This window comes from Streptomyces sp. NPDC127108, from assembly GCF_042677545.1.
Classification (GTDB): Bacteria; Actinomycetota; Actinomycetes; order Streptomycetales; family Streptomycetaceae; genus Streptomyces.
The window spans coordinates 1-22,621 of sequence record NZ_JBHXTE010000017.1 but is presented as its reverse complement, the minus strand read 5'-3'; the positions used below and the strand labels follow the sequence as shown (position 1 = coordinate 22,621).

At 71.6% G+C, this 22,621-nt stretch carries 19 protein-coding genes; 11 read left to right on the top strand and 8 right to left on the bottom strand.

What is annotated here, in order from left to right:
• The first annotated feature begins 169 nt into the window (after positions 1-169).
• The 4 genes from ACFVHO_RS15945 (at position 170) to ACFVHO_RS15930 (ending at position 3,113) form a co-directional block, all read left to right on the top strand.
• Entirely contained in the window at positions 170-1,099 is a 930-nt protein-coding gene (locus ACFVHO_RS15945; protein WP_385713932.1) for a hypothetical protein, read from the top strand.
• 145 nt (positions 1,100-1,244) lie between these two features.
• A complete protein-coding gene (locus tag ACFVHO_RS15940) occupies positions 1,245-1,670 on the top strand; it encodes a hypothetical protein (protein WP_385713929.1) in 426 nt (141 codons plus the stop codon).
• 178 nt (positions 1,671-1,848) lie between these two features.
• Complete coding sequence (locus tag ACFVHO_RS15935) at positions 1,849-2,715, top strand: polysaccharide deacetylase family protein (RefSeq protein WP_385713926.1); 867 nt, start codon at positions 1,849-1,851, stop codon at positions 2,713-2,715.
• Between the two features lie 32 nt (positions 2,716-2,747).
• On the top strand, positions 2,748-3,113 hold the full coding sequence (locus ACFVHO_RS15930; protein ID WP_385713923.1) for a hypothetical protein: 366 nt from the start codon (positions 2,748-2,750) through the stop codon (positions 3,111-3,113).
• A gap of 16 nt (positions 3,114-3,129) precedes the next feature.
• Here ACFVHO_RS15930 and ACFVHO_RS15925 read toward each other — a convergent pair whose 3' ends face one another.
• Positions 3,130-4,062, bottom strand: a complete 933-nt coding sequence (locus ACFVHO_RS15925) for a LysR family transcriptional regulator (RefSeq protein ID WP_385713920.1) — start codon at positions 4,060-4,062, stop codon at positions 3,130-3,132.
• Between the two features lie 163 nt (positions 4,063-4,225).
• On the opposite strand from ACFVHO_RS15925, the gene ACFVHO_RS15920 reads away from it, so the two are divergent.
• On the top strand, positions 4,226-5,521 hold the full coding sequence (locus ACFVHO_RS15920) for an MFS transporter (protein WP_385714268.1): 1,296 nt from the start codon (positions 4,226-4,228) through the stop codon (positions 5,519-5,521).
• Here the strand turns inward: ACFVHO_RS15920 and ACFVHO_RS15915 are convergent.
• The gene (locus ACFVHO_RS15915) at positions 5,502-6,128 is read right to left on the bottom strand and encodes a hypothetical protein (RefSeq protein ID WP_385713917.1); all 627 of its coding nucleotides are present in this window, start codon (positions 6,126-6,128) and stop codon (positions 5,502-5,504) included. The two genes, ACFVHO_RS15920 and ACFVHO_RS15915, sit on opposite strands and share 20 nt — an antisense overlap.
• 155 nt (positions 6,129-6,283) lie before the next feature.
• Here ACFVHO_RS15915 and ACFVHO_RS15910 point away from each other — a divergent pair, with 155 nt between their 5' ends.
• Together ACFVHO_RS15910 and ACFVHO_RS15905 are read left to right on the top strand one after the other, a co-directional pair.
• Positions 6,284-6,721, top strand: a complete 438-nt coding sequence (locus tag ACFVHO_RS15910) for a winged helix-turn-helix transcriptional regulator (protein ID WP_385713914.1) — start codon at positions 6,284-6,286, stop codon at positions 6,719-6,721.
• A gap of 514 nt (positions 6,722-7,235) precedes the next feature.
• Positions 7,236-8,294, top strand: a complete 1,059-nt coding sequence (locus ACFVHO_RS15905; RefSeq protein WP_385713911.1) for a hypothetical protein — start codon at positions 7,236-7,238, stop codon at positions 8,292-8,294.
• Positions 8,295-8,333: 39 nt separating this feature from the next.
• Here ACFVHO_RS15905 and ACFVHO_RS15900 read toward each other — a convergent pair whose 3' ends face one another.
• Entirely contained in the window at positions 8,334-9,524 is a 1,191-nt protein-coding gene (locus ACFVHO_RS15900) for a glutathionylspermidine synthase family protein (protein WP_385713908.1), read from the bottom strand.
• A gap of 19 nt (positions 9,525-9,543) precedes the next feature.
• The gene (locus ACFVHO_RS15895) at positions 9,544-9,870 is read right to left on the bottom strand and encodes a hypothetical protein (RefSeq protein ID WP_385713906.1); all 327 of its coding nucleotides are present in this window, start codon (positions 9,868-9,870) and stop codon (positions 9,544-9,546) included.
• 161 nt (positions 9,871-10,031) lie between these two features.
• Between ACFVHO_RS15895 and ACFVHO_RS15890 the strand changes: the two genes are divergently transcribed.
• Positions 10,032-10,880 (top strand): hypothetical protein, encoded by an 849-nt coding sequence (locus ACFVHO_RS15890; RefSeq protein WP_385714265.1) that lies wholly within the window; start codon positions 10,032-10,034, stop codon positions 10,878-10,880.
• A gap of 69 nt (positions 10,881-10,949) precedes the next feature.
• Here the strand turns inward: ACFVHO_RS15890 and ACFVHO_RS15885 are convergent, their stop codons facing one another.
• The 3 genes from ACFVHO_RS15885 to ACFVHO_RS15875 form a co-directional block, all read right to left on the bottom strand.
• Positions 10,950-11,354 (bottom strand): hypothetical protein, encoded by a 405-nt coding sequence (locus ACFVHO_RS15885; protein ID WP_385713904.1) that lies wholly within the window; start codon positions 11,352-11,354, stop codon positions 10,950-10,952.
• A 119-nt stretch (positions 11,355-11,473) separates the two neighbouring features.
• Positions 11,474-17,881, bottom strand: a complete 6,408-nt coding sequence (locus tag ACFVHO_RS15880) for a DNA/RNA non-specific endonuclease (protein WP_385713902.1) — start codon at positions 17,879-17,881, stop codon at positions 11,474-11,476.
• Between the two features lie 229 nt (positions 17,882-18,110).
• The gene (locus tag ACFVHO_RS15875) at positions 18,111-18,584 is read right to left on the bottom strand and encodes an RrF2 family transcriptional regulator (RefSeq protein ID WP_385713900.1); all 474 of its coding nucleotides are present in this window, start codon (positions 18,582-18,584) and stop codon (positions 18,111-18,113) included.
• A gap of 119 nt (positions 18,585-18,703) precedes the next feature.
• Here ACFVHO_RS15875 and ACFVHO_RS15870 point away from each other — a divergent pair, with 119 nt between their 5' ends.
• Positions 18,704-19,465, top strand: coding sequence for an SDR family oxidoreductase (locus ACFVHO_RS15870; RefSeq protein WP_385713899.1), 762 nt, complete (start codon positions 18,704-18,706; stop codon positions 19,463-19,465).
• A 130-nt stretch (positions 19,466-19,595) separates the two neighbouring features.
• Here ACFVHO_RS15870 and ACFVHO_RS15865 read toward each other — a convergent pair whose 3' ends face one another.
• Positions 19,596-21,029 (bottom strand): PLP-dependent aminotransferase family protein, encoded by a 1,434-nt coding sequence (locus ACFVHO_RS15865; protein ID WP_385713897.1) that lies wholly within the window; start codon positions 21,027-21,029, stop codon positions 19,596-19,598.
• Positions 21,030-21,076: 47 nt separating this feature from the next.
• Here ACFVHO_RS15865 and ACFVHO_RS15860 point away from each other — a divergent pair, with 47 nt between their 5' ends.
• Both ACFVHO_RS15860 and ACFVHO_RS15855 read left to right on the top strand, forming a co-directional pair.
• Entirely contained in the window at positions 21,077-21,694 is a 618-nt protein-coding gene (locus ACFVHO_RS15860) for a carboxymuconolactone decarboxylase family protein (RefSeq protein WP_385713895.1), read from the top strand.
• On the top strand, positions 21,691-22,425 hold the full coding sequence (locus tag ACFVHO_RS15855; RefSeq protein WP_385713893.1) for an isocitrate lyase/phosphoenolpyruvate mutase family protein: 735 nt from the start codon (positions 21,691-21,693) through the stop codon (positions 22,423-22,425). Before ACFVHO_RS15860 ends, ACFVHO_RS15855 begins: the two co-directional genes overlap by 4 nt.
• Positions 22,426-22,621: the final 196 nt, after the last annotated feature.

The window sequence follows — 22,621 nt, the reverse complement described above, 5'->3', positions numbered from 1 at the left end:
GTGGCCATGCGTCAATACCACGTAACAGTGCGTGACCTTCTCCGCGCATCGCGAAGTGACGTTCCGTACACGTGAGTTGATGTACCGTAACCACAGCTAAACGGCCCCCGTGCTGGTTGCAGCCAGCGGCGAGGGCCTTCACTTCCAGTGCTTCGAAGGAGCACCGAAAATGCTTCGCCATGTTATCGCTCCTGCGCGTTTCTTCTCCCAGGTGCCGAACGAGATCCTCCGCCATCCTCGGCTCAGCTCGGACGCGGTCCGGCTCCTGACCTGGCAACTCTCCCTCCCCGACGGGGCGCCCGAACCCCTCTCCACCACTGCGCGCAGCGCAGGTATCGGGCGGACCGGGTTCAACCGGGCCAAGGCGCAACTGAAGGCCGAGGGCTACCTCCACGAGTGGCGCGAGCAGCGCGAGCGGGGGCGCTGGGCCACCTACCAGCTCCTCTCGAACGTACCGCTGGACGCGGAGCAGGCCGCCGCCTTACGGGACTCCGCTCCGAGTGACCGGTTTCCGGCGGTCGGTCGGCCGACCGATCGGGCCGTCGGCCGTCATCCAGACGCGACACCCCCGGAGAACACCCCCCAACCTCCCCCGCTGGTGGCTGACTTGCCGCAGGCCGACCTGATCGTGCGGGGCCTTCCCGACCTGGACCCGCGCCTGCGCGTGCCGCGAGGCATGCTGGCCCAGCTCACCGAACTTGCGGGGCAGTGGCTGGCGCTGGGCCACCGGCCAGAAGACGTACGGGACGAGATCCGGCGGGGCCTCCCCGGCAGGCATCAGGTGATCCACAAGCCGGGCGGCCTGGTCCGGTCCCTGCTCAGGGACCCCGCGCCGCCGCGTCCGGCGCAGCCGCAGGTCGCCGCGCTTCGGGAGTGCGCGGGGCCGCACTCGCAGCCGACGCTGTTCCGGCCCGTCGCCGGGGAGGACCGGTGCGGGGAGTGCCGGAGGGAACAGGCCGAGGCGGGCCGGAGGGAATCCGGGTCGGGGTGGGCCAGGGCAGGCGACGGGGCCGACTGGGCCGGGGCGGGCGCTGCGGCTCGGGGCGCACCGGGTGTGCGGGCGGCCCTGCGGGCGGGACGCTCGACGGTCACCCCGTGACGTAACACCACCAGCTCACCCAATCAGGGTGTTTGTTTGCGAAAGCCGCAAGCAGGGACCGGGTGCGGCCGATTCTGATCTCTGGGCGCGGGCCCTCCCGCCTGCGCTCACCGATCCGAACCGCCACGCACACCCTGGGGAAACCATGAAGTCATCGACGTACCGCGCCGTCCCGCTGGCCGCAGGCCTCGCCCTCGCCGCGTTCGCCGTCGCCGTCGTACCGGCCACCGCGCAGGCCGAGGCGCGGGCGGCGGCCGGACGGGCCGTCCTCACGAACGCGGACGACGGCCGGACCGTGACCGTGGCCACCGGGGACACCGTCGAGGTCAGGCTCGCCCCCGTCCGCGAGGGCCACGTCAGGTGGACGTGGAGCGTCCCGGACAGCGACACCCCCGACGTGCTCCGCAAGACCGGGGGCAGCACCATGCCGGACGGCGGCGCCCGCGCCAACCTGAGCGCGGACGGCGTCGGCACCGCCACGGTCACCGCGGGAGGCAGCTGCGTCCCCGACCCCGGCTACGCCTGCCCGGCCGTGATCCGGTCGTGGAAGGTCACCGTGGCGGTGCAGTGAGGGGCGTACACGCGGGCGTGGAAGGGGACTTGCGGTGACCATTTGACCCTCACACCAGTGTGAACGTTTGAGGATGTCTGTCGTGGGCGGGACACCCCCGCACACGACAGACACCAGACACTGCGGACAGCAGACATGCAGACAGCAGTCCGCCGCGAGCGTTCCCGAGGTGAGTGGGATGGACAACAAGCTCTACGACTACAGCCCCATAGTCGAGCGCGAGCCGATCCAGTGGCCGGGCGGCGCCAAGGTCGCCTTCTACGTGGGGCTCAACATCGAGCACTACGAGGTCGACAAGCCGTCGACGTCGACGTTCCCCGGCACCGCGCACCTCACCCCGGACCCGCTGAACTACGGCTGGCGGGACTACGGGCCGCGCGTGGGCTTCTGGCGCACCTTGGAGACCCTCGACAAGCACCGGATCCGGGCCAGCGTGCTGCTCAACTCCGATGTGGGCGACCGCTATCCGCAGATCATCCAGGCGGGGCGCGAACGCGACTGGGCCTGGCTCGCGCACGGCAAGAACAACTCGATCTTCCAGGCGGAGATGGGGGAGGACGAGGAGCGGAAGTACCTGACGGACGTCGTGGAGACCATCGAGCGGACCACGGGGACGCGGCCGCGCGGGTGGATGGGGCCCGCCCTCACGGAGACCTTCCGGACCCCACACCTCATCAAGGAACTCGGCCTCGACTACGTCCTCGACTGGACGAACGACGACCAGCCCTTCGACCTGAACGTCCCCGGCATGTTCGGCGTCCCCTACTCCGTCGAACTCAACGACATCAACCTCTTCGTCGGCCACAGCATGACCGGCCCCGACTTCGTCCAGATCGTCAAGGACCAGCTCGACCAGCTCCACGCCGACGCGGACGCGGCCGACAGTGGGCGCGTGATGGCCCTCGCCCTGCACCCCTTCGTCATCGGCCAGGCCTTCCGTGCCAAGTACCTGGACCAGGCCCTGGAGTACGTCGTCAACCACCCGGGGGTGTGGGTGACCACCTCGGACGAGATCGCGGACCACTATCGGGGCGCGCCTTCTTGAGGAGCCCGCTCCCGTTCGGGACCGTTGCGTTCATGATGAAGCGAACCAAGAGGACGGCCGCCCTGGCGGTGGCGAGCGCCGCGCTGCTGATGGTCCCGTTCACCAGCGGGCACGCGGTCGCAGCCGCGCCCACCACCCCGGCCGCCGCCCAGCCCCGCGCCGCCTGCGAGCACGGCGGCCCCCACACCGACTTCAAGGGCACCAACATCCACATGCGCAACAAGCCCGGCGGCAGCCACGTCGGCTGGGCCAACCAGGGCGACTGCGCGTACTGGTACCAGGCCGACTCGGGCCCGCGCGTCCAGTGCCCGGACGGCAGCAGCACCGTCGCCTGGCAGCTCGTCCAGAACAAGCGCACCGGCGTCGTCGGCTACGTATCGGCGTGCTTCCTGGGCTGAGGGCGCGGCCCTCCCCTCACCTCGCCCACGTCGGCCGCCATGTGTCCGTGCCGTCGTGGGCGAGCCCCGCGGCGGCCAGGTGGTCGCGGAGCACCGCGAGGCCGGGGTGCGGATTGGTGCCGTACCAGAGCAGCGAGTGCGGGTACACCGGCGTCGGGTCGCGCAGCGGGATCAGGCGCAGATCGTGCCCGGCGGGCCAGACCAGCGGTGTCCGCTCGCTGAGGAACGTCGCGAGCGTCGACGACTCCGCGATCGTGTCCAGGAGGTACTCGATGCCGAAGTTCGGGCGGCCCAGCGTCTCGATCACACAGCCGAACGTCGCCGCGAGCGCGTCGTAGTACGCCGCCCACTCCGTGCCCGCCTCGTTGCCCGGCATCCAGATCCGCTGCCCCGCGAGTCGCTCCGGGGCGATCGCGCTCTCGGCGGCGAACTCGTGCGCCGGGCCCGTGAACAGCTGCATCGGCTCGTCCAGTACGGGCATGGCCTCGATGCCGTCCAAAAGCCGCCGCCCCGGCATCGTGACCGCGCGGAACGTCGCGTCGATCTCGCCCGACTGCAGCGCCGCCACGGCCGCGTCCACGCCGTACAACGTCACGATGTCCAACTCGATCTCCGGGTGTGCCCGGTGGAAGTCCCGCACCAGACCGGCCGTCGCGACCCGGCGCCCCACCACGTCCACGCGCAGCGGCCGCTTCCCTGGCCGCACCGACGCCGTCGCCCGCTCCTCGGCGAGCACCAGCGCCCGTGCGTGCGGCAGGAACGCCTGCCCGTCGATGGTGAGCCGGGCGCCCCGGGGCATCCGGTCGAACAGCCGCACCCCCAGCTCCTTCTCCAGCGCGGCCACCCGCTTGGACACCGCCTGCTGCGTGATCCCGAGATCGACGGCGGCCTCCTGGAACTGTCCGGACTCGGCGGCGGCGAGGAACGTGCGTACGGCGTTGAGATCCACGCCGACACCCTAAGGACACAACCGGGCGTTGTGCGGCGGGGGCGGGCGGTTGTTTGCCCCGGGGTGGGGTGCCTCGTTTTGATGCCGGTCGGCGGAGGCGGTCGGGTCGGCGGTGACGGTGGCCGGGTCGGCGGTGACAGGGGTCGGGTCGGCGGCGAAGGGGATGCTCGGAGTGGTCGAGGCGGTGCGCGAGCGGGTCTCGCTGGGGCGCGGGTTCCGGTGGCTGTGGGCCGCGTACGCGATCAGCTCCTTCGGGACCCGGTTCGCCTTCGACGCGTTCGCGCTCATCGCGGTGCTCGTCCTGCACGCCGGGACGGGGCAGGTGGCGCTGCTCTCCGCCGCCGGGCTCGCGGTGGGCGCGGCGGTGGCCGTGCCGCTCGGGCCCTGGGTGGAGTACCGGCGCAAGCGGCCCGTGATGATCGCGGCCGACCTGGTCCGGTGCGGGGCCCTGCTCACCGTGCCCGCCGCCTACGCCCTCGGCCGTCTCACCTTCACCCATCTCCTGGTTGTGGCGGTGGTCGTCGCCGCCGCCGACATCGCCTTCAGCTCCGCCGCAGGCGCCTGCCTGAAGGCGCTCGTCCCCCCGGCGGGCCTCCTCACCGCCAACGGCCGCCTGGAGTCCACGTCCTGGACCGCGACCGCGCTCGGGCCACCGCTCGGCGGGGCGGCGGTGGGCGCGTTCGGGCCGGTCGTGACGGTGGCCGCGGACGCGGTCAGCTATCTGCTGTCGGCGGTGGGGATCCGGGCGATCGGCGGGGGCGAGGCGCGGCCTGCGGCCACGGCATCGCGTACGGCCGCGACCTCGCGTACGAACGCGAACGGGCCCGGCGCCACGGAGAGCGGGCCGCCCCGCCTGCGCGCCCGCGACCTCGCCGACGGCTGGCGGTTCATCCTCGCCCACCCGGACCTGCGGCCCCTGTTCCTCAACACCGTCCTGGTCAGCGGGCTGATCATGGCGGCAGCCCCGCCGCTCGCCGTCCTCATGCTCGGACCGCTCGGCTTCGCCCCCTGGCAATACGGCCTGGCGTTCGCGCTGCCGTGCCTCGGCGGGCTCGTCGGCGCGCGCCTCTCCCCCGCCGTCGTCCGGCGCCACGGCGAGCGGGCCGTCCTGCGCACCGTCGGGACGCTGCGCGCCTGCTGGTCCCTCGGCCTGGCCTTCGTCCACCCGGGGCCGACCGGGCTCGCCCTCGTCATGGCCGTCGAGTTCGGCCTGATCACCTGCATGGGCGTCTTCAACCCGGTGTACGCCACGTACCGCCTGGAGCGGACCCCGCCCGACCGGATCGCCCGCACCCTGTCGGCGTGGTCCGTCACCAGCAAGGCGACGGTCGCCGCGCTGACCGCCCTCTGGGGGCTGCTCGCCACGGTCGCGGGCCCGCGCACGGCCGTCGCCGCGGCGGGCCTGCTTCTGCTCGGGACCCCGCTGTTGCTTCGCGGTGTTACCGCACGGCCCACTTGATGGGCTCCTTGTAGAAGCCCTGCGAGTACGTGACGCTCTTGACCTTCGCGGTCGCCGGGATCAGGTACGGCTCGCACACGGTGCGCTCCTCGCCCTTCTTCCAGATGTCGTCGCTGCCCAGCTTCTCGGCGCCGTTGAGGAGCTTGCAGTCCTTCGGCGTGCTGGCGAGCGCGCCGATGACGATGAACCGGGTCGCGGGCGCGCCCGCGTCGGTCTCGGCGCCGACGTCGCTCATCGGCTTGGCCTCCTTGATGTCGGGGCCGCCGACGTGCTTGGCCTTCACATAGATCCAGGCGACCTTCTTGTCCTTGTACTTCTTCGGGTCGTCCAGCTCCTTGAGGTCCTCGGGCTTGCCGAGGGACACCTTCGTGGGCGTGATCGAGAACTTGCCGGTCTTCTTGTAGCTGGTGATCTCCTGCACCGGGCCGGGCTGGCCGAGCTTCAGGTTCTTCGGCGCCTCGTCGGCGGCCTTCGACGCGCCGGGCTTCCCGTCCTTGTCCGAGTCTTCGGACGGGCCGCAGGCGGTCACCGCGAGGGCGGTGGCCAGGCCGAGGGCCGCCAGACCGAGAGACCGGTGGTTCTTGCGCTGCGCGCGCAGAGTGCTCATGTGCTTCCCCGTGGTTCCACGCCGTGTCCGCCACGGCGCTCTGATCGTTGCGACCGCCCATGGTGCCCTGTGGGCCCGCGCCCGGCGGCCCCGGCCCCCCTCTCGACGTACGCTCGCGGTGACACGCAGGCATGTTCCGATGGGAGGGGAATCCCATGAGCTTCCGGCAGATCGAGGGCGGCGCCGACGCGGCGGAGGTGGCACGCACCGACGCGCTCGCCCGCGAGGTCTTCATCGGCCTCGCCAACAAGTGGGCCATCCTCATCGTCAGCGCCCTCGGCGAGCGCACCCTGCGCTTCACCGAACTGCGCTCGACCGTCGACGGCATCAGCCACAAGATGCTCACCCAGACCCTGCGCGGCCTCGAACGCGACGGCGTGGTCCACCGCACCGTCCACCCCACCGTGCCGCCCCGCGTCGAGTACCGCCTCACCGAGGCGGGCACGGCGCTGCTCCGCGCCATCGACGCCATGTGCGACTGGACGCACCGGTACATGACGGAGATCGAGACGGCCCGCAGCCGGTTCGACGCGGGGCAGGGGGAGGCCGTCGGGCAGCGGGAGGGCGCCGGACCGCGGGAAGCCGTCGGGTAGCAGCGCGGCGGGCCTCGCGCCATGCCTCAACTCGGGGCGCTCAGGGGTGAATTCGTGTCCTGGATCTGGGCAGCCCCCGCGACCGGTGCCATCCTGCGCTCACACACTGTGAGGACGTTCCGGTGTGAGGGGGAACGATGCGCTTACGCCAGGGGATCGTGTCCGGGGGCGGCGGAGCCGTACGCACAGCCGTCGTCGTGGTGGTCCTGGGCCTCGGAGCCGCCGCGTGCGGCCACTCCGACGGGCCCGGAGGGAAGGTGCCGGGGCGGCCAGGGGCGACCTCGGGCGCGCCCACGTCGCAGGCGGGCCCCAGCGGGTCCGCCACCGCGCCCGGCGCCCAGGACAGCGGTGGGTCCCAAGGGGGCGGCGACCCCGGGGTGCCGCCGGTCAAGCCGCCGCCGACGGACACGGGTCCGGCCGGGGCGCCCGGGCCGGGGGTCACCGGGTCGACGCCCGCAATCCCTCCGGAGTGCAGTCCGGGCGCGACTCCGGAATCCGACGGGGAGCGGTGCCCGTGGCCGCCGGGCACTCCCGATCCGGTGACACCACCACCCGGGACGAGCCCGGCGGCGTCACACGTCGCGCCGGGCAGCGGCAGCGCCTCGCCCGAGGGGACCTGACCGTGGGCCGTGCGGTGCGGGCGCCCCGAGTGCCGCGAGCACCGGGCGCGGGGCGTTCTCCCGCCGTACGACGGGCCGCCCGCGTCCGCACCCGTCCCCCGAGCCCCCCGCCGGAACATCCCGCCGGGAGCCCCGCCGAACTCATCAACTCCGTCGTCGGCGCGGCCTCGTTCGCCGGCGCCCTCATGCTCTACGCGGGCTACATCTACACCAACGCCTACTTCGGCTACTTCCACCTCGACAGCTTCGCCGTCGGCTTCGACACCTTCGAACTGGTCGTCCGCAGCCTGAGCCTCGCCGCCCTGCCCGCCCTGGAAGTCCTCGTCCTGACCCTCCTCGTCCCCTACCTGCCCCGGCTCCTCACGGCCCTGCGCGTCCCCCCACACCAGGTGCGCCGACTGCGCGAGGCCGGGCGGGCGGTGGCGCGGGCCCACCCCGTCCTCATCGCCGCCGGAGCCGCCTTGCTGCTGCTGTGGCGGTGGATACAGCCGTACGCCTGGTCGGCCCCGCTGCTCGTCGCGGCGGGCCTCCTGCTCGGCCACACCCGCGCCGCCACGCCCGCGGGCGCCGCACCCCCGCCGCCGTGGCGGCGCACCGCCTCGCTCCTGGCCGCGGGCCTCTTCCTGATCTGGGCCGTGGCCCTGCTCGCCGGGGACCGAGGCCGCCACGACGCCCACCACGACGCCGACCAGCTCGTGCGCCGGGTGGCCGTGGTCGTCCTCAGCACCGAACGCCTCAGCTTCGCCCCGCCGGGACCCGCCGTGGAGGACCTCGGCCGAGGCACCCACTACCGCTACCGCTACAGCGGCCTGCGCCTGCTCGTCGAACGCGACCAGCGCTACTACGTACTGCCGCTGGACTGGCGCAAGAGCACCGACCCGACGTACGTCATCAAGGACGACGACGACATCCGCGTCGAACTGCGCCCCGGCACCCAGCCCCGCCTCGGCTAGCCCGCCACGCACCGCCCGTCGCACACCGCCCGTCGCGCGTCAGAGGATCACATGCGGCAGGAACCGCGCGTACTCGTCCGTGACGAGCCCCGCCGACTCCCGGATCCCGAGCCCCGCGGCCTCGTCCGCCACCACCCACGCCCCGAGCACGACACGGTTGCCGTCGAACGCGGGAAGCGGAGCCAACTCCTGGTAGCAGCAGGGCTCTTGGGGCACGTCGGCCGGGGCGGCGGCACCCGCCTCGTGGACGGTGACGCCCGCACCCTCCCGCCCCAGCAGCGGCTTCGCCACGTACCCCGTCGTCGCGGCGAGCTCGCGCGGCCCGTCCAGATACGCGGGCAGCAGATTGGGGTGCCCGGGATACAGCTCCCACAACACAGCGAGCAGCGCCTTGTTGGACAGGAGCATCTTCCAGGCGGGCTCGATCCACAGGGTCGTACCCGTGCCGCCACCGTTGTCGAGCGTCTCCAGCACATAGGGCGCGAAGCGGTCCGTCGTCAGCCACTCCCAGGGATACAGCTTGAAGCAGGAGCGGATGAAGCCGAGGCGCTTGTCGACGAAGCGGCGCGAGAGGCGGTCCCAGCCGATGTCCTCCATGGCGATGGCGTCCGTGGCGAGGCCCGCCTGCTCGGCGGTCTCGCGCAGGTACGCGACCGTCATCAGGTCCTCGCCCAGCTCGTCGCCCGCCGAGTGCGCGAAGTACAGGGGGCTGCCGGGCGGGAGCAGCCGGGCCTGCTCCTTCCAGGCGTCCACGAGCCGCTCGTGCAGGGAGTTCCACTGGTCGGCGCCCGGGAAGCGCTCCTCCATCCAGAACCACTGCGGGCTCGCCGCCTCCACGAGGGAGGTCGGGGTGTCCGCGTTGTACTCCAGGAGCTTCGCGGCGCCCGTGCCGTCGTAGCGGAGGTCGAACCTGCCGTACAGGGAAGGGAGTTCGGAGCTCCGGTGCCAGGCCTCGGTGACGAGGGCGGCGAGGCGCGGGTCGGTGATGCCGAGGTCGGCGAGGCGGTCCTTCTCGACGATATGAGCCGCCGCGGCCAGGCACATGGCGTGCAGCTCCTCGACGACCTCCTCCAGGGCCTCCACCTCCGGCAGGCTGAAGACGTAGTACGCGGACTCGTCCCAGTACGGGCGCAGTTCGCCGTCGGGGTACCGGGTCAGCGGATAGATCAGCCCCTGCTCCTCGACCGTCTGCTGCCAGCCGGGGCGGGGCGTGATGGTGCGGCGTTCCATGGCGCGACCCCCTCGCGGCTCAGCCGCCGCCGGAGCCGGAGCAGCCGAAGCCGTCCCGGTCGACGGCCTCGCTGCGGCTGAAGGTGCCGTCGTCGGCGTAGCCACGGCTGACGTCGGCGTCGTAGTACCAGTCGGCGTCGGTCTTGCCGTACGCGCGCGTGTTGGACCCGCACTGCCGATCGCTGACGACGCGATAGCCGCTCAGCACGTCGTAGCTGTCGCGATCCACGCAGCGCTTGTCCGGCTCGGACCCGCAGGACGTGAGGGCGGCCGCGAGGACGCCCATCGAGCCGAGGGCGACGGTGCTTGACCGCACGCGCCGCCGCTTCTGTATGTCTCCGGCCATGACTTCCCGCTCCCCCGTTGCTGTTGCCACTGCTACTGAAGTTGCTACTGCCGTTGCGTCTGCGAAACGTACCGACGACGCAGGGTAGATGACGACGCGGCGCGCCCCGCCGACGGGTCGCTCGACGCTCCCTGATCTACTGTCCTTTCGTGTCTCTTGGGATGATTTGCGCGCTCGGTTCAGCGGTCTGCTTCGGTACGGCCTCGGTGCTTCAGGCGGTCGCCGCGCGCGCGACCGCGCCCGGTACGGGCTCCGGCGTCGATCCGGCGCTGCTCCTGCGCGCCGTACGGCAGTGGCGGTACGTCGCCGGGCTCGCGCTCGACGGCCTCGGCTTCCTCCTCCAGATCGTCGCCCTGCGCTCCCTGCCCATCTACGCGGTCGGCGCCGCCCTCGCCGCGTCGCTCGCCGTGACGGCGGTCGTCGCGGCGCGGCTGCTGCGGGTGCGGCTCAGCGGGACGGAGTGGGGCGCGGTGGGGGTGGTCTCGGCGGGCCTGGCCATGCTGGGGCTCGCCTCCGGCGCGGAGGGCGACGAGACCGGGTCGACGGCGCTGCGGTACGTGATGCTGGCCGTGGCCGTGGCCGTGCTGCTCCTCGGGGCGGCGGCCGGGCGGCTCCCCGACCGGGGCCGGGCGCTGGCCCTCGGGCTCGGCGCGGGCTGCGGCTTCGGCGTCGTGGAGGTGACGGTCCGCCTCATCGACGACGTGTCACCGGGGGCGTTGATCGCCAACCCGGCGACGTACGCCCTCCTGATCGGCGGCGGCGCCGCCTTCCTCCTCCTCACCTCGGCCCTCCAACGCGGCTCGGTCACGGCCGCCACGGCAGGCATGGTCATCGGCGAAACGATCGGCCCCGCCCTGGTCGGCGTCGTCTGCCTCGGCGACCGCACCCGGGAGGGCCTGGGCTGGCTGGCGATCCTCGGGTTCGGGGTGGCGGTCGCGGGGGCGCTGGCGCTCGCGCGGTTCGGGGAGGCGCCGGAGGGGGTGCCCGCGGGGGCGGGGGCGGAGGGGTAGCCCTACGACAGCCGGGGCGGTGAGGGGACCAGCCCTCTCACCGCCCCGCCCTGCTCCACGCTCCGCGCGTCAGTCGGAGTCGACGCTCGGCGTCCGCCCCGGGAAGTCCGGCGGCAGCCCGTCAGGGGGCACCGCCCCCGAGACCAGACCGGCCAGATACTCCGTGAGACCGCCCCGGAACTCGCACCAGTCGTCGTTGCGCCCGCTCACGAGGATCGTCCAGGTGTCGGGGCCCTCGTCCGTGGTCCTCCAGTAGAAGAGGTCGCCGTCGGAGGAGTCCCCCCAGGGCAGCAGCCCGCCCGGCTCGGGGTAGGGCACGTGGCCGTGCGACCTCCCCGCGTCCCGCCGGTCCCGCAGCGCGTCGAGCAGTTTCCGCGTCCCGGAGAGGAAATAGCGCTCTTCGCCCGGGGCGGGGATGTGAATCGAGAGGAAATCATCGATGGTGAGCGCGGGGTACTTCTCGGACAACTCCATGAAGTCCGAGGGAAGCGCCGTTCCCAGCGCCTCGGCAGTCCCTTCCCAATCGATGGCCCGGGTGGCCGGCGCACGATGCCGCAAGAGCTCGGGGAGCTCCTGCTCCAACTCTTGGACGCTCAACAGGTCACCTGCTTTCCTGGCTTGTTCTGCACGGTCTCCCTGAAGAGCAGACCGTTCGGAGTCGAGGCTGTCATGGTGATGGACGTCGGAAGGTTCTGGCGGCCGTTGCCATAGTGCAACTGGCCAGAGTACAGCACCGGTTGACCACTGCTGAGAGCCGACGCCATGTCGTCCTCACAGGCCTTCATGCCCTCTTGGTTCATCTCGGCGTATCCGGTGAATACGTTCTCCCGCCTCCATTCTCCGTGGAACCGGTCACCGATGATGTGGGACCGATTGAATATCCACAGACCGTCCCTGTCCTTTTTCCCCACATAGCCGGGCGGCTCGGTCAGGGACCTGGGGCGAGGGCTCCTGCTGTTCGGTGCTTTGAGGTCCTCCGGGCAGATCAGGGCCGTCGCCCCCGTGGGCGCCCCGTCCTTGAGCGGCTGGTAGTTGAAGCGCTGCGACCGGGAATCCGAACCACAGCGCTGCTCGGGCGTTCGGCGCCCCGAACCGGCCCCGCCCTGGGAATCCTCCCCGAACACCGCACTCGCCGCCCGGTCCACCGCCGAGTCGATGGCCCGGTCCACCGGATTCTGGTCGAGGACGCCGAGGATCCTGAGCAGACTGAAGCCGTTGCTCACGGGATTGCGCTTCCCCACGAGCTTCGCGCCGCCCTTCACAGCCCCCTTGAAGCCGTTCGTCAGGCCTTCCCGCATGCCCTTGAAGGTGTTGGTGATGCTGGGAATGCCGAAGTCGTGGCCGTCGAACTCCAGGAACGTGGTGGGGTTGCCGCCTGCGAAGGCGTACCGGTTGCCCGTCAGAGGGTCGGATCCCAGCTCCATGTCCGCCAGCGCGCCGGTGTACATGTCCCGGGTCGTGAACCGGTTGAGTCCGGGGCTGTAGTCCCGGAAGCCCATGTCGTAGGTCCCCGACTCCCCGTCCCAGCGCTTGGAGTTGAAGCGGTACGGGTTGTACGCATCCTTCGTGGGGTCGGTGGCCGTGGGCTTGTCGATGCCGGTGAAGTCGGCGGGGTCGGCGTTGCCGTAAGCCGTGTAGCCGTACGTGGCCTTGGCGTTGCCGTCCTTGTCCGTCAGGGACTCGACGTCCGTGTGGCTGTTGTAGCCGTAGTAGGTGTCCTCGGTCTTGCCGTCGGCGGCGTGCTTGACCTGGGAGAGGCGCTCGCCCCAGGGGCTGTACTGGTAGGACTTCGTCAGCTTGCCCGCGACGTCCTCGCTGAGGACCTCCCCGGACATGCCCAGGTAGTTGAAGTCCGTCTTCTTGCCGCCGGAGTCCGTGCGGTTCGCGGTGCGGTCCAGCGGGTCGTAGGCGTACGTCGTGGCCTTCAGGGCTCGCGACCCGCCGCCGTCCTTCTCGTGCCGCGTGACCCGGTCGAAGCCGTCGTACGTGTTCCGTTCGACCACCTTGCCGCCGCTCGTCACCGTCTCCTGACGGCCGAAGGGGTCGTACTGGTACCAAGCCTCGGCGCCACCCGACGCCGCCTTCAGGAGGCGGTTGCGGTCGTAGCCGTACGTGGTCGTCTTGCCCTTGACCGTCTGGGAGATGACGTTCGCGTTGTCGTCGTGGACATAAGTCTCCGTGCCCGCGCCGTCGCCGGTGCGGGTCGACTTCGCGAGGCGGTCCGCCGGATCGTAGGCGTACTCCGTGGTGGAGGAGAGGTACTTCGAGGCGTCGTCGGCGTTCATCTTCTTCGCCTCGTCCCGCGCCTTGTTGCCGTTGGGGTCGTAGGCGTAGGTGTGCGAGGAGACGAGGGTGCCGTTCGGCTTCTTCTCCGTCTGGGACTTGAGGGCGCCGTCGAGGTGGTAGGTGTAATCGACCGTGTTCTTGTTGGCCTTCGTCTCCTGTTTCTTCTCCCCGCGCCAGGTGTAGTCGTACGACGTGACCTTCGGGGAGGTGTCGGACGCGGACTTGCCGACCGAGGCCGTCTTGACGAGTTCGCGCAGGTCGTAGGTGTACTTGGCGAACTGGTCGGGGTGGGTCAGGGTCTCGGGTTGGCCGTTCGCGTCGTACGTGTACGACGTGGCCTTCTTCTCCTGGCCCGCAAGGGCCTCCACGACCTTCTCGACCTGGTTGAGGCCCGTGTAGGAGATCGTGTAGGCGTCGACCTTCGTGCCGGTGGACTTGTCGTCGATCGAGGTGAGGTTGCCGTTGACGTCGTAGGCGTACGCGAAGCGCTTGTTCTCCGTGTCCGCCGCGGCGGGGGCGTCACGGACGAGCTTGACCTTCGAGGCGCCCGCAGCAGTGAGCGTCGTGATCTCGTTCTTCTTGTAGGACTTCGTGGACAGCTTCACCCAGCCCTTGCCGTCGCCCGTGCGGTCCGCGTACGCCGTGTACGTGCCCGACTTCGGGATCGGCAGCTTCCACCCGGCGCTCCCGCGCTTCTGGGCCGCCTCCCCCAGGACCTCGTTGCGGCCCACCGGGATCCCGTCGTCGTCGAGGGACTTGAGCTTGCCGTCCGGGTAGTGGCCCCAGCGCATGGTGCGGCTGGAGGAGCCCGCCGCCGAGGTGAGCTGGCGGGCGCTCTGCTGGCCGAGCGCGTTGTAGTCGTAGGCGGTGGTGATGTTCCAGGCGTCCTTGGAGGACTTCACCCAGCCGTTGTCGTAGTACCCGTAGTCCGTGTCGTTGCGGGTCTGCTCGCCCTCGGACGGTGGCATCGAGACCTTCGCGACCCGGCCCACCGCGTCGTACGTCGTCTCCGTCCAGACCTTCCGGTTGTAGCGCGGGTCCTTCGGGTCGTACGGCTGGATCTGCCGCTTGGGGCGGTTGAGTTCGTCGTAGGTGGTCTCGGAGACGAAGGCGTCGGGACGGTCGGCGGCCACGCTGCGCGGCGTGAACACCTTGATCCGGTTTCCGACCTCGTCGTAGCCGAACTTCGTCGTGCGGAGCGTCTTGTCCGCGTGCGGGACCTCGGTCACGGCGAGCTTGCCGCGCTCGTCGTAGTGGTTCTTGGTGGTGTTGTTCTCCTGGTCGGTCGTCGAGACGACCAGGGAGTCCTTGTCGTAGGCCTGCTTGACGGTGCGACCGGTCGCGTCCGTGACCGCCACCACCCGGTGGTTCATGTCGTAGTCGGTCTTGGTGGTGTAGTCGTCGGGGTCGGAGGTGGCGTTCTTCTTCGGGTCGATGACGCGGACCGGGTTGCCCACGCCGTCGTACAGATAGCTGACCTTCTCCTTCTTGGCGTTGGTGACGGCGGTCAGCTGGTAGATCTCGTCGTAGGCGTTCGTCGTGACGTAGTCGTCGGGCGTCGACGGGGTCGCCACGCCCTTCGGCTCCGTGGTCGTGCGCAGGTTGCCGACCTTGTCGTACGTGTAGACCGTCTTCCGCTCGGCGGAGGTGCCCGTGTCCTTGGGCGCGGTGGCGGACGTGACCTGGTCGGCCTTGTCGTAGACGGCCGTCGACACCGCGTCGTTCGGGGCGGTGGACTTCTCGACGTTGTCGTTCGGGTCGTACACGGGCGCCGGGGTCGTGATGTACTCGCCCGCCGCCTGGTTCTTCGGGACCTTCGAGACCAGCGGGCGGCCGTAGGTGTCGTAGGTCTGGGTGGTCTTCTTGTCCAGCGCGTCGACGACGGCGGTGACCTGGCCGCGCTCGTCGTACTCGGTCTTCGTGACCTTGCTGAGGGCGTCCGTGGTGGTGCGCGGGGAGCCGGAGGGTGCGAAGTCCGAGTAGAGCGTGGGGTTGCCGACCGCGTCGGTGGCCTTGGTCAGCTGGCCGTACGCGTCGTAGTCGTACGTCGTCGTGTAGTCGCCGTCCGCGGGGGTCGCCACGCCCTTCGGGTCGGTGACCTTCTTCAGGTTGCCCTTGGCGTCGTAGCCGAACTCCCAGGTCCGGTTCTCCGCCGAGGTCTTCTTCCTCAGGTCGGCGACGTAGCCGTCCTCGCGGGTGTCGTACGCGTAGCGCACCGAGTGCGCCGGGTACTTGCCGGGCGCGCAGTCCGCGGCGGGCGGGACGCCGTCCTTGTTCTCCTCCGCCGAGCGCTCCCACAGCGGATGGCCGGTCTTCTCGTCGTAGCAGTACGCCGTCTTCGCGCCGTTGTTCTCCTCCAGGAGCGTGACGTTGTTGTCGCCGTCCCAGCTCATCTTCGTGTGCTCGGACTTGGCGTTGACGACCTTGACGGGCCGGTCGCCGTCGTCGGTCTCATAGGTGGAGGCGTGCCGTTCGGCGTCGGTGACCCTGGTCTCGTCACCGCCGCCCTGCCGCTTCTTGTACGTGAAGTCCGTCGTGCCGTCGAGACGGTCGGTGACCGTCTTCGTGGACCAGCGGTAGTCGGTCTCCGCGGTGACCGAGTAGTCCAGGGCGGTGCTGTTGCCGCGCGGGTCGGTGACCTTCGTCAGCTTCGGGTTCTTGGCGCCCTGCGTCGCGTCGTAGGTGAACTTGAAGACCTTGGGCTGCGCCGAGCCCTCGCCGTCGGTGAGGCGGCCGAGATGGCCCTTCTCCGTGTAGTGGAAGGCGAGTTGGCGCCCCGACACGTCCGTGACCGACTTCAGGTGGTCGTAGATCCTCGGGTTCCAGAGGTCCTTGCCGGAGGCCTTCTCGCCCTTGTCGTCGATGTACTCGTACGTGGCGTCGCCCGGCCGGTAGTAGTCCAGCTTGAGCGTCGTGCGCGCCGACGGGTCCTTGATCCTGGTGAGGAACTTGACGCGCCGGTTGCCGGAGTCGCGCAGCTCGTACTCGTACGTCTGCGTGTTGCCGTTCTTGTCGACGACCGAGGTCAGATAGCCGTCACAGCCGATCAGGAAGCGGGTGCCGTCCGGCCGTGTCAGCGTCCACGCGTCCGGCACCTCGGGGTCGACGCCCGGCAGGCACGACGTGCGCGCGCCGTCCTTGGCCTTCAGGCGGTAGTGGTACCCGGGCGAGGGCTTCCACTCCCCGCCCCCGTCCTTGCGGAAGATCTGCTGGGTGCCGTCACCGTCGACGACGTACGCCTCGCCCGGATTCACGTCCGGGTGGAAGTCGAGCACGGCGCCCAGCCGCAGCGGCCCCGACGCCTGCGCCGACCAGCCGTGGCCCAGCGAGCCGTCGGAGGTGTCCTGCGCGTTGTACGTGAAGCGCGCGAAGGTGTTGATGCCGCGGCCCGGGTTGCTGAACGCGTCGTAGGACCAGACGGCGTTGCCCGAACCGACGTTGGACATCAGGGTCGAGCCCGCGCCGGTGTTCTTGCCCGTGTACGCGTGGTACTTCTCCAGGCCGAGCCGGTCCGCGGTCGGGTCCTCGACGGCCGTCGCCTGGGCGAGGCCGCCGATGCCGGGCTTCTGGGACAGCCAGCTGTCGTCGGCCTTGTTGTACACGTCCCAGGTCAGGGTGAATCCCGCGCGGCGGTTGCCGTCCACGGGCGGGGCCTTGACCTCCGCCCGCACGGTCGCGGAGGCGCCTGCCGCGAGGGCCGGGACGTCCGTACGCAGCTGGTTGTCACCGGACGTGGCGTCCGAGCCGTCCGGGAACGCCCACCGGTAGCTGAGTTGACGCTCGCCCGCGGGCCAGGCCGAGGTCGTCGTGTTGGTGACCGTGACCGTCACCGGGTAGGTGTTGCGGGCGGTCATGCGGGTCGGGGTGCCCGGGGCGTAGTAGGTGTCCCAGGGGGTGGGGGTCGCGTAGACGACCCTGAGCAGGGCGCGGCCCGAGCCGGCCGCCTCCGCCTTCAGCGAGAGGCCCTTGTCGGCCTTCGGATCCTTGAGCCACCGGCGGGCGAGGCGCGTGGCGTCCCGCGAGAGCTCCTTGCCGTTCTCGGCCCGCAGGTGGACCCGCGCGTCGAGGACGCGGGCCTTCTTCGGGATCCCCGCCACCGAGAACGTCAGCGTGTCCCCGGCCTTCTCCGCGCCCCTGTCCGCAGCGGTGACGCGGAGGGTGTGGCCCGCCTTCGGCACGGCCACGCGCCGCACCGGCGAGCCGAGCAGGCGGCCGTCCCTGGTCTTCGCCAGGATCCGGTACGCGTAGCGACGCCCGGTCTCGGTGCGGCTCGCTTGTGGGGTCGGTGCGGTGGTGGTGTCCCGGTGGCGCGTGGCCCCCTTGCCGAGGTCGGCCACGAGGGTCGAGGTCGTGGGGCGGAAGTCGGCCTTCGGCGAGCGGTGCACCTGATAGCCGACGATGTCGCGGCCCTTGGCCTTGGGCCAGGAGAGTTCGGGGCCCGTCGCGTGGACGACCGAGGGGGCCTTGATGGCGGTGGCACCGGCCGCGCCGTAGGTGACCTTCAGGCGCGGCGAGTTGCGGGGATAGGCCCGCTCGGGCGGGTCCTTGGGCGGGTCGGCCCGGGGCGCCGGAGCGTCCGCCTGCCCCTGTTCCTGTGTCTGTCTCTGTTCCGGTACGGCGTCGGGCTCCGACGCGAAGGCGAATTGCGGCAGCGCCGTGGCGACCACCGCCGAGATGACGAGGGCGGCTAACGGCCCGCGATGACCAGTTCTCACTGTGCCGACTACCTCTCTGCGCTTCCGATTGCGGGCAGCACGGAGTGCCGCCCCGTGGAATTCCAGGAGCAGTGAACGGAAAACTGGGAGGAGTTCTAGACAGGTGCGTGGGTGCGGGTCAACTGCCCGCAGAAGTCGGGCAGTTGCCCTCTCGTCACGACAAGAGAGGAGATCTCGGCGCCACCGGGGCCCCCTCTCCGCCCGGCGTCCGGACCCCCCGCCCCGTGGCTCAGACGGCGCCGGTCAGCAGACGGCGGGTGCGCTCGGGCGCCCACGAGGGGATCTCGGTCAACAGGTCGGCCAGGGAGACGGCCGCCAGGCTGGCGCGCCACGCGGCGTGGGCGTCGGCCATCCTGGCCGCGATGGGGCACGCCGCCCGGCAGTCCTCGGCGGGCAGCGCGCCCCGTCCCTGCTGCCGGATCTCCCGGCACTCGTACGGAGAGGCTGTGCCGTCCACCGCCTCGACGATGTCGAGCAGCGTGACGTCGGCCGCCTGCCGCGCCAGCCGGAAACCGCCCCGGGGGCCGGTCGTCGCGGCCAGGACGCCCGCCTTGACCAGGGGCTGGAGCTGCTTCGCCAGATACGCCTGCGGCACGTCGAAGTAGCCCGCGAGCTGCGCGGCCGACGCGGTCGCCCCCGGCTCCAGCTGCGCCAGCGACGTGGCGCAGTGCAACACCCACTCGGTACTCACAGGCAGCTTCATGGCGCCGAGTCTATCTCGGACATCCCGGATCCCGGATATTGCGGATAGATTTAGTCCGAGATACCGTCTCCCTGTCGGCCACGACCGTGCCCGCACCCACCGTCCAGGGGAGAACCGTCATGCGTATCGCCGTCGCCGGAGCCACCGGGAACATCGGTGCCCTCACCACCACCGCCCTGGAGAAAGCGGGCCACGAGGTCGTCCGCATCAGCCGCTCGCTCGGCGTGGACCTGCTCACCGGGGAGGGGCTCGACGACGCCCTCGCGGGCGTGGACGCCGTCGTCGACACCACCAACTGCACGGCCACCGACCCCGAGGAGACCGTCGCGTTCTTCGGCACCGTCACGCGCAACCTCCTCGCCGCCGAGCAGCGGGCGGGCGTCCGCCACCACGTGCTCCTCTCCATCGCCGGGATGTCCCGCGTCGACGGCAACGCGCACTACGTCGGCAAGCGCGAGCAGGAGCGCCTCGTCGCCGAGGGCCCGATCCCGTGGACCGTCGTCCCGGCCACGCAGTTCCACGACTTCGCCGAGATGGTCGCCGCCTGGACCGAACAGGACGGCGTCGCCACGATCGCCCCCCTCCTGGTCCAGCCGATCGCCCCCGCCGACGTGGCCGACGTCCTCGCGGAACTCGCGACGGGCCCGCAGGCACAGGGCCGGTACGCCGACGTCGCCGGACCCGAGACGCAGGACCTCGTCGACATGGCCCGCCGCACACATCAGGCCCGGGGCCGCGAGGTCAAGCTGGTACCGACGTGGTCGGGCCCGTTCGGCACGTCGATGGCGGGCGAGGTGCTGCTTCCGGGCGAGGGGGCGCGGATCGCGCCGACGACGTTCGAGGAGTGGTTGGAGGGGCAGAAGGGGCAGAAGGGGGTCTGATCCGGCCCACCCGGGCCGGGGCTCCTCGGGCCACCCGGGCCGGGGCTACTCAGCCCGCCCGGCGTTTGAGGGCGAGGCGCGGAGCGCCGATGAGCGGGGGAAAGGGGCGCAGCCCCGGCCGGACCGGAGGTCAGGGCAGGGCGCGGCACAGGGCAGCCAGCGCGGCCTCCCACGCATGGTCCGGCGGCGTCCCGTAGCCCACGACCAGCGCGTCCTCCAAAGGCACCCCTGCCAAAGGGTGCCGGAACCGCGACACCCCTTGAAGGGCCAGCCGCTGCCAGTGCGCAGCCTGGACCACCCCCTGCTCAGCCCCCGGAGGGAGCCGCACCAGCGCGTGGAGCCCCGCCGCGATCCCGGTGACCCGCACATCCGGCGCCCGATCGGCGAGCGCGGCCACCAACTGGTCCCGCCGGCGCCGGTAGCGCAACCGCGCGGCCCGGACATGACGGTCGTACGCCCCGGACGTCATGAACTCCGCGAGCGTCACCTGGTCCAGGGAGCTGCTTGCCGCCCCCGCCGCGTACTTCAACTCGGCGACCTCCAGGGCGAGCTGGGCGGGCAGCACCATCCAGGCGAGCCGAAGGCCGGGGGCCAGGGACTTGCTGGCCGTGCCGAGGTAGACCACGCGGTCGGGGTCGAGCCCCTGGAGCGCGCCGACCGGCTGCCGGTCGTAGCGGAACTCCCCGTCGTAGTCGTCCTCCAGGATCAGCCCGTCGGCGCGCCGCGCCCAGTCGACGGCCGCCGCCCGCCGGTCGGGGTGCAGCGGCACGCCCATCGGGAACTGGTGGGCTGGGGTCAGCAGGGCGGCCCGGTGGTCCGCCAACCCGTCGGTGCGGGTGCCGAGTTCGTCGAAGGCGAGCGGGACGGTGCGCAGTCCGCCCCGGGTCAGCCGCTCCCAGTGCAGGTCGAGGCCGTACGACTCCACGGCGACGGTCCGAAGCCCGCGCGCGTGCAACAGCTCACCGAGGAGGGTCAGGCCGTGGGCGAAGCCGGGCACGACGACGATCCGGTCCGGGTCGGCGTGCACGCCCCGCGCGCGGGCGAGATAGGCGGCGAGGGCCGTGCGCAGTTCGACCCGGCCGCGCGGGTCCTCGTAGCCGAGTACGTCGTTGGGGGCGGCGGCGAGCGCGCGACGGGCCGCCTTCAGCCACTCCGCGCGCGGGAACGAGGCCAGGTCCGGCGTGCCCGCCATCAGGTCGTACAGCGGGGCCCCGCTCGTCCTCGGCGGGCGCGCGGGCGCCACCGGACGCGGCACCTCGCGCTCGGCGACCCGGGTGCCCGAACCCTGCCGCGCCGTCAGCCAGCCCTCGGCGACCAGGTCCGCGTACGCGTCAGCGACGGTGTTGCGCGCGACGCCGAGGTCCACGGCGAGCGTACGGGAGGAGGGCAGGCGGGTCCCGGGGGCGAGGCGGCCGCTCCTGACCGCCTCGCGCAGCGCGTCCGTGAGGCTCCTGCGGACCCCCGAGCGGGCGCCCGCGCCCGCCGCGTCCAGGTGGAGGTCCACGCTCCAGCCACCGCCGCCGGGGCTGCTCTCCGCACCTTGATTGGCCCAGGAATCATCCATGGGAATGGACCATACCGGTGGGCTAATCGCGACGTAGGTTCGCAGGCATGACGACCACGACCAATGCCTCGAACACGACGGGCGCGACGAGCACGGCGGACGCGACGGGCACGGCGCCCGCGACCGGCGCGCCCCGCCCCGACAGCGACCGCCTCCCCGAGCACACCCCCCGCCTCAACATGGCCGAGCTCGCCCCCGACGCGTACCGCGCCATGATCCGGCTCGGCGCCGCCGCCAAGAAGGGCGTCGACCCCGTCGTCTTCGAACTCGTCCAGATCCGCGCCTCCCAGCTCAACCACTGCGCCTTCTGCATCGACATGCACACCAAGGACGCGCTCGCCGCGGGCGAGACCGTCGAGCGGATCGTCCAGCTCAGCGCGTGGGAGGAGTCCAAGCACTTCTACACCGCCCGCGAGATCGCCGCGATCGAACTCACCGAGGCCGTCACCGTCCTCACCGACGGCTTCGTTCCCGACGAGGTGTACGAGCGCGCCGCCCGGCACTTCGACGACTCCGAACTCGCCCACCTGATCGCGGCGATCACCCTCATCAACGGCTGGAACCGCTTCGCCGTGACCTCCCGCATGGTGCCGGGCCACTACACGCCCGGCTCCACCGCCCACCGGCCCGCCGCCCAGCCTTCCGAGGGCGGTGCGGCCAAGTGACCGCCACCGCCGAGGCGTTCGGGGCGCTGCACCGGGGGCGGGCGCCCGGCGATCCGCTCGTCCTGCCCGGGCCGTGGGACGCGGCGAGCGCCCGCGTCTTCGAGGAGGCCGGGTTCCCCGCCCTCGCCACGCCCAGCGCGGGCGTCGCCGCGTCCCTCGGGTACGCCGACGGGGCCGTGCCGCCCCGGGAGATGTTCGAGGCCGTCGAGCGCATCGCGCGCTCCGTGTCCGTGCCGGTCAGCGCGGACGTCGAGGACGGGTACGGGCTGCCCGCCCGCACGCTGGTCGGGCGGCTTCTCGACGCCGGGGTCGTCGGGTGCAACCTGGAGGACTCCCGGGGGCGCGAGGGCGCCTCGTCCGGCACCCTCAAGGACCCCCAGGAGCAGGCCGACTTCCTCGCCGCCGTGCGAGGCGTCGCCGGGGGCGAGCTCTTCGTCAACGCTCGCGTCGACACGTACGTCCGCGGGGTCGCCGACCTGGACGAGACCCTGCGGCGGGCCCGGCTCTACGTCGAGGCCGGGGCCGACTGCGTCTACGTCATCAAGGCACCGGTCGACGCGATCCCCGCCCTGCGGGACGGCATCGAGGGCCCCCTCAACGTCGTCTTCCTCCCGGGCGGTCCCTCCCCCAAGGAGCTGGGCGAACTGGGCGCCACGAGGGTCACTTTCGGGCCGGGGTTGCTGTTCCGGGCGATGGAGGCGCTGCGGGGGGTGGCGGAGGGGCTGGGGTAGGCCCTCGCGGGGGCGCCCCAGTCCCGCCCCTTCCCGAGCCCGGGGGCTGCCGCCCCCTGGACCCCCGCTGATCGGCGCTCCGCGCCTCGTCCTCAAGCGCCGGACGGGCTAGATGGTTGCCGGGGCGGGCTGGGAATGTGCCGGTAAGTTTCAGCCCCTCCGGCGGTTGAGGAGCGGGGTCTGGGGCGGAGCCCCA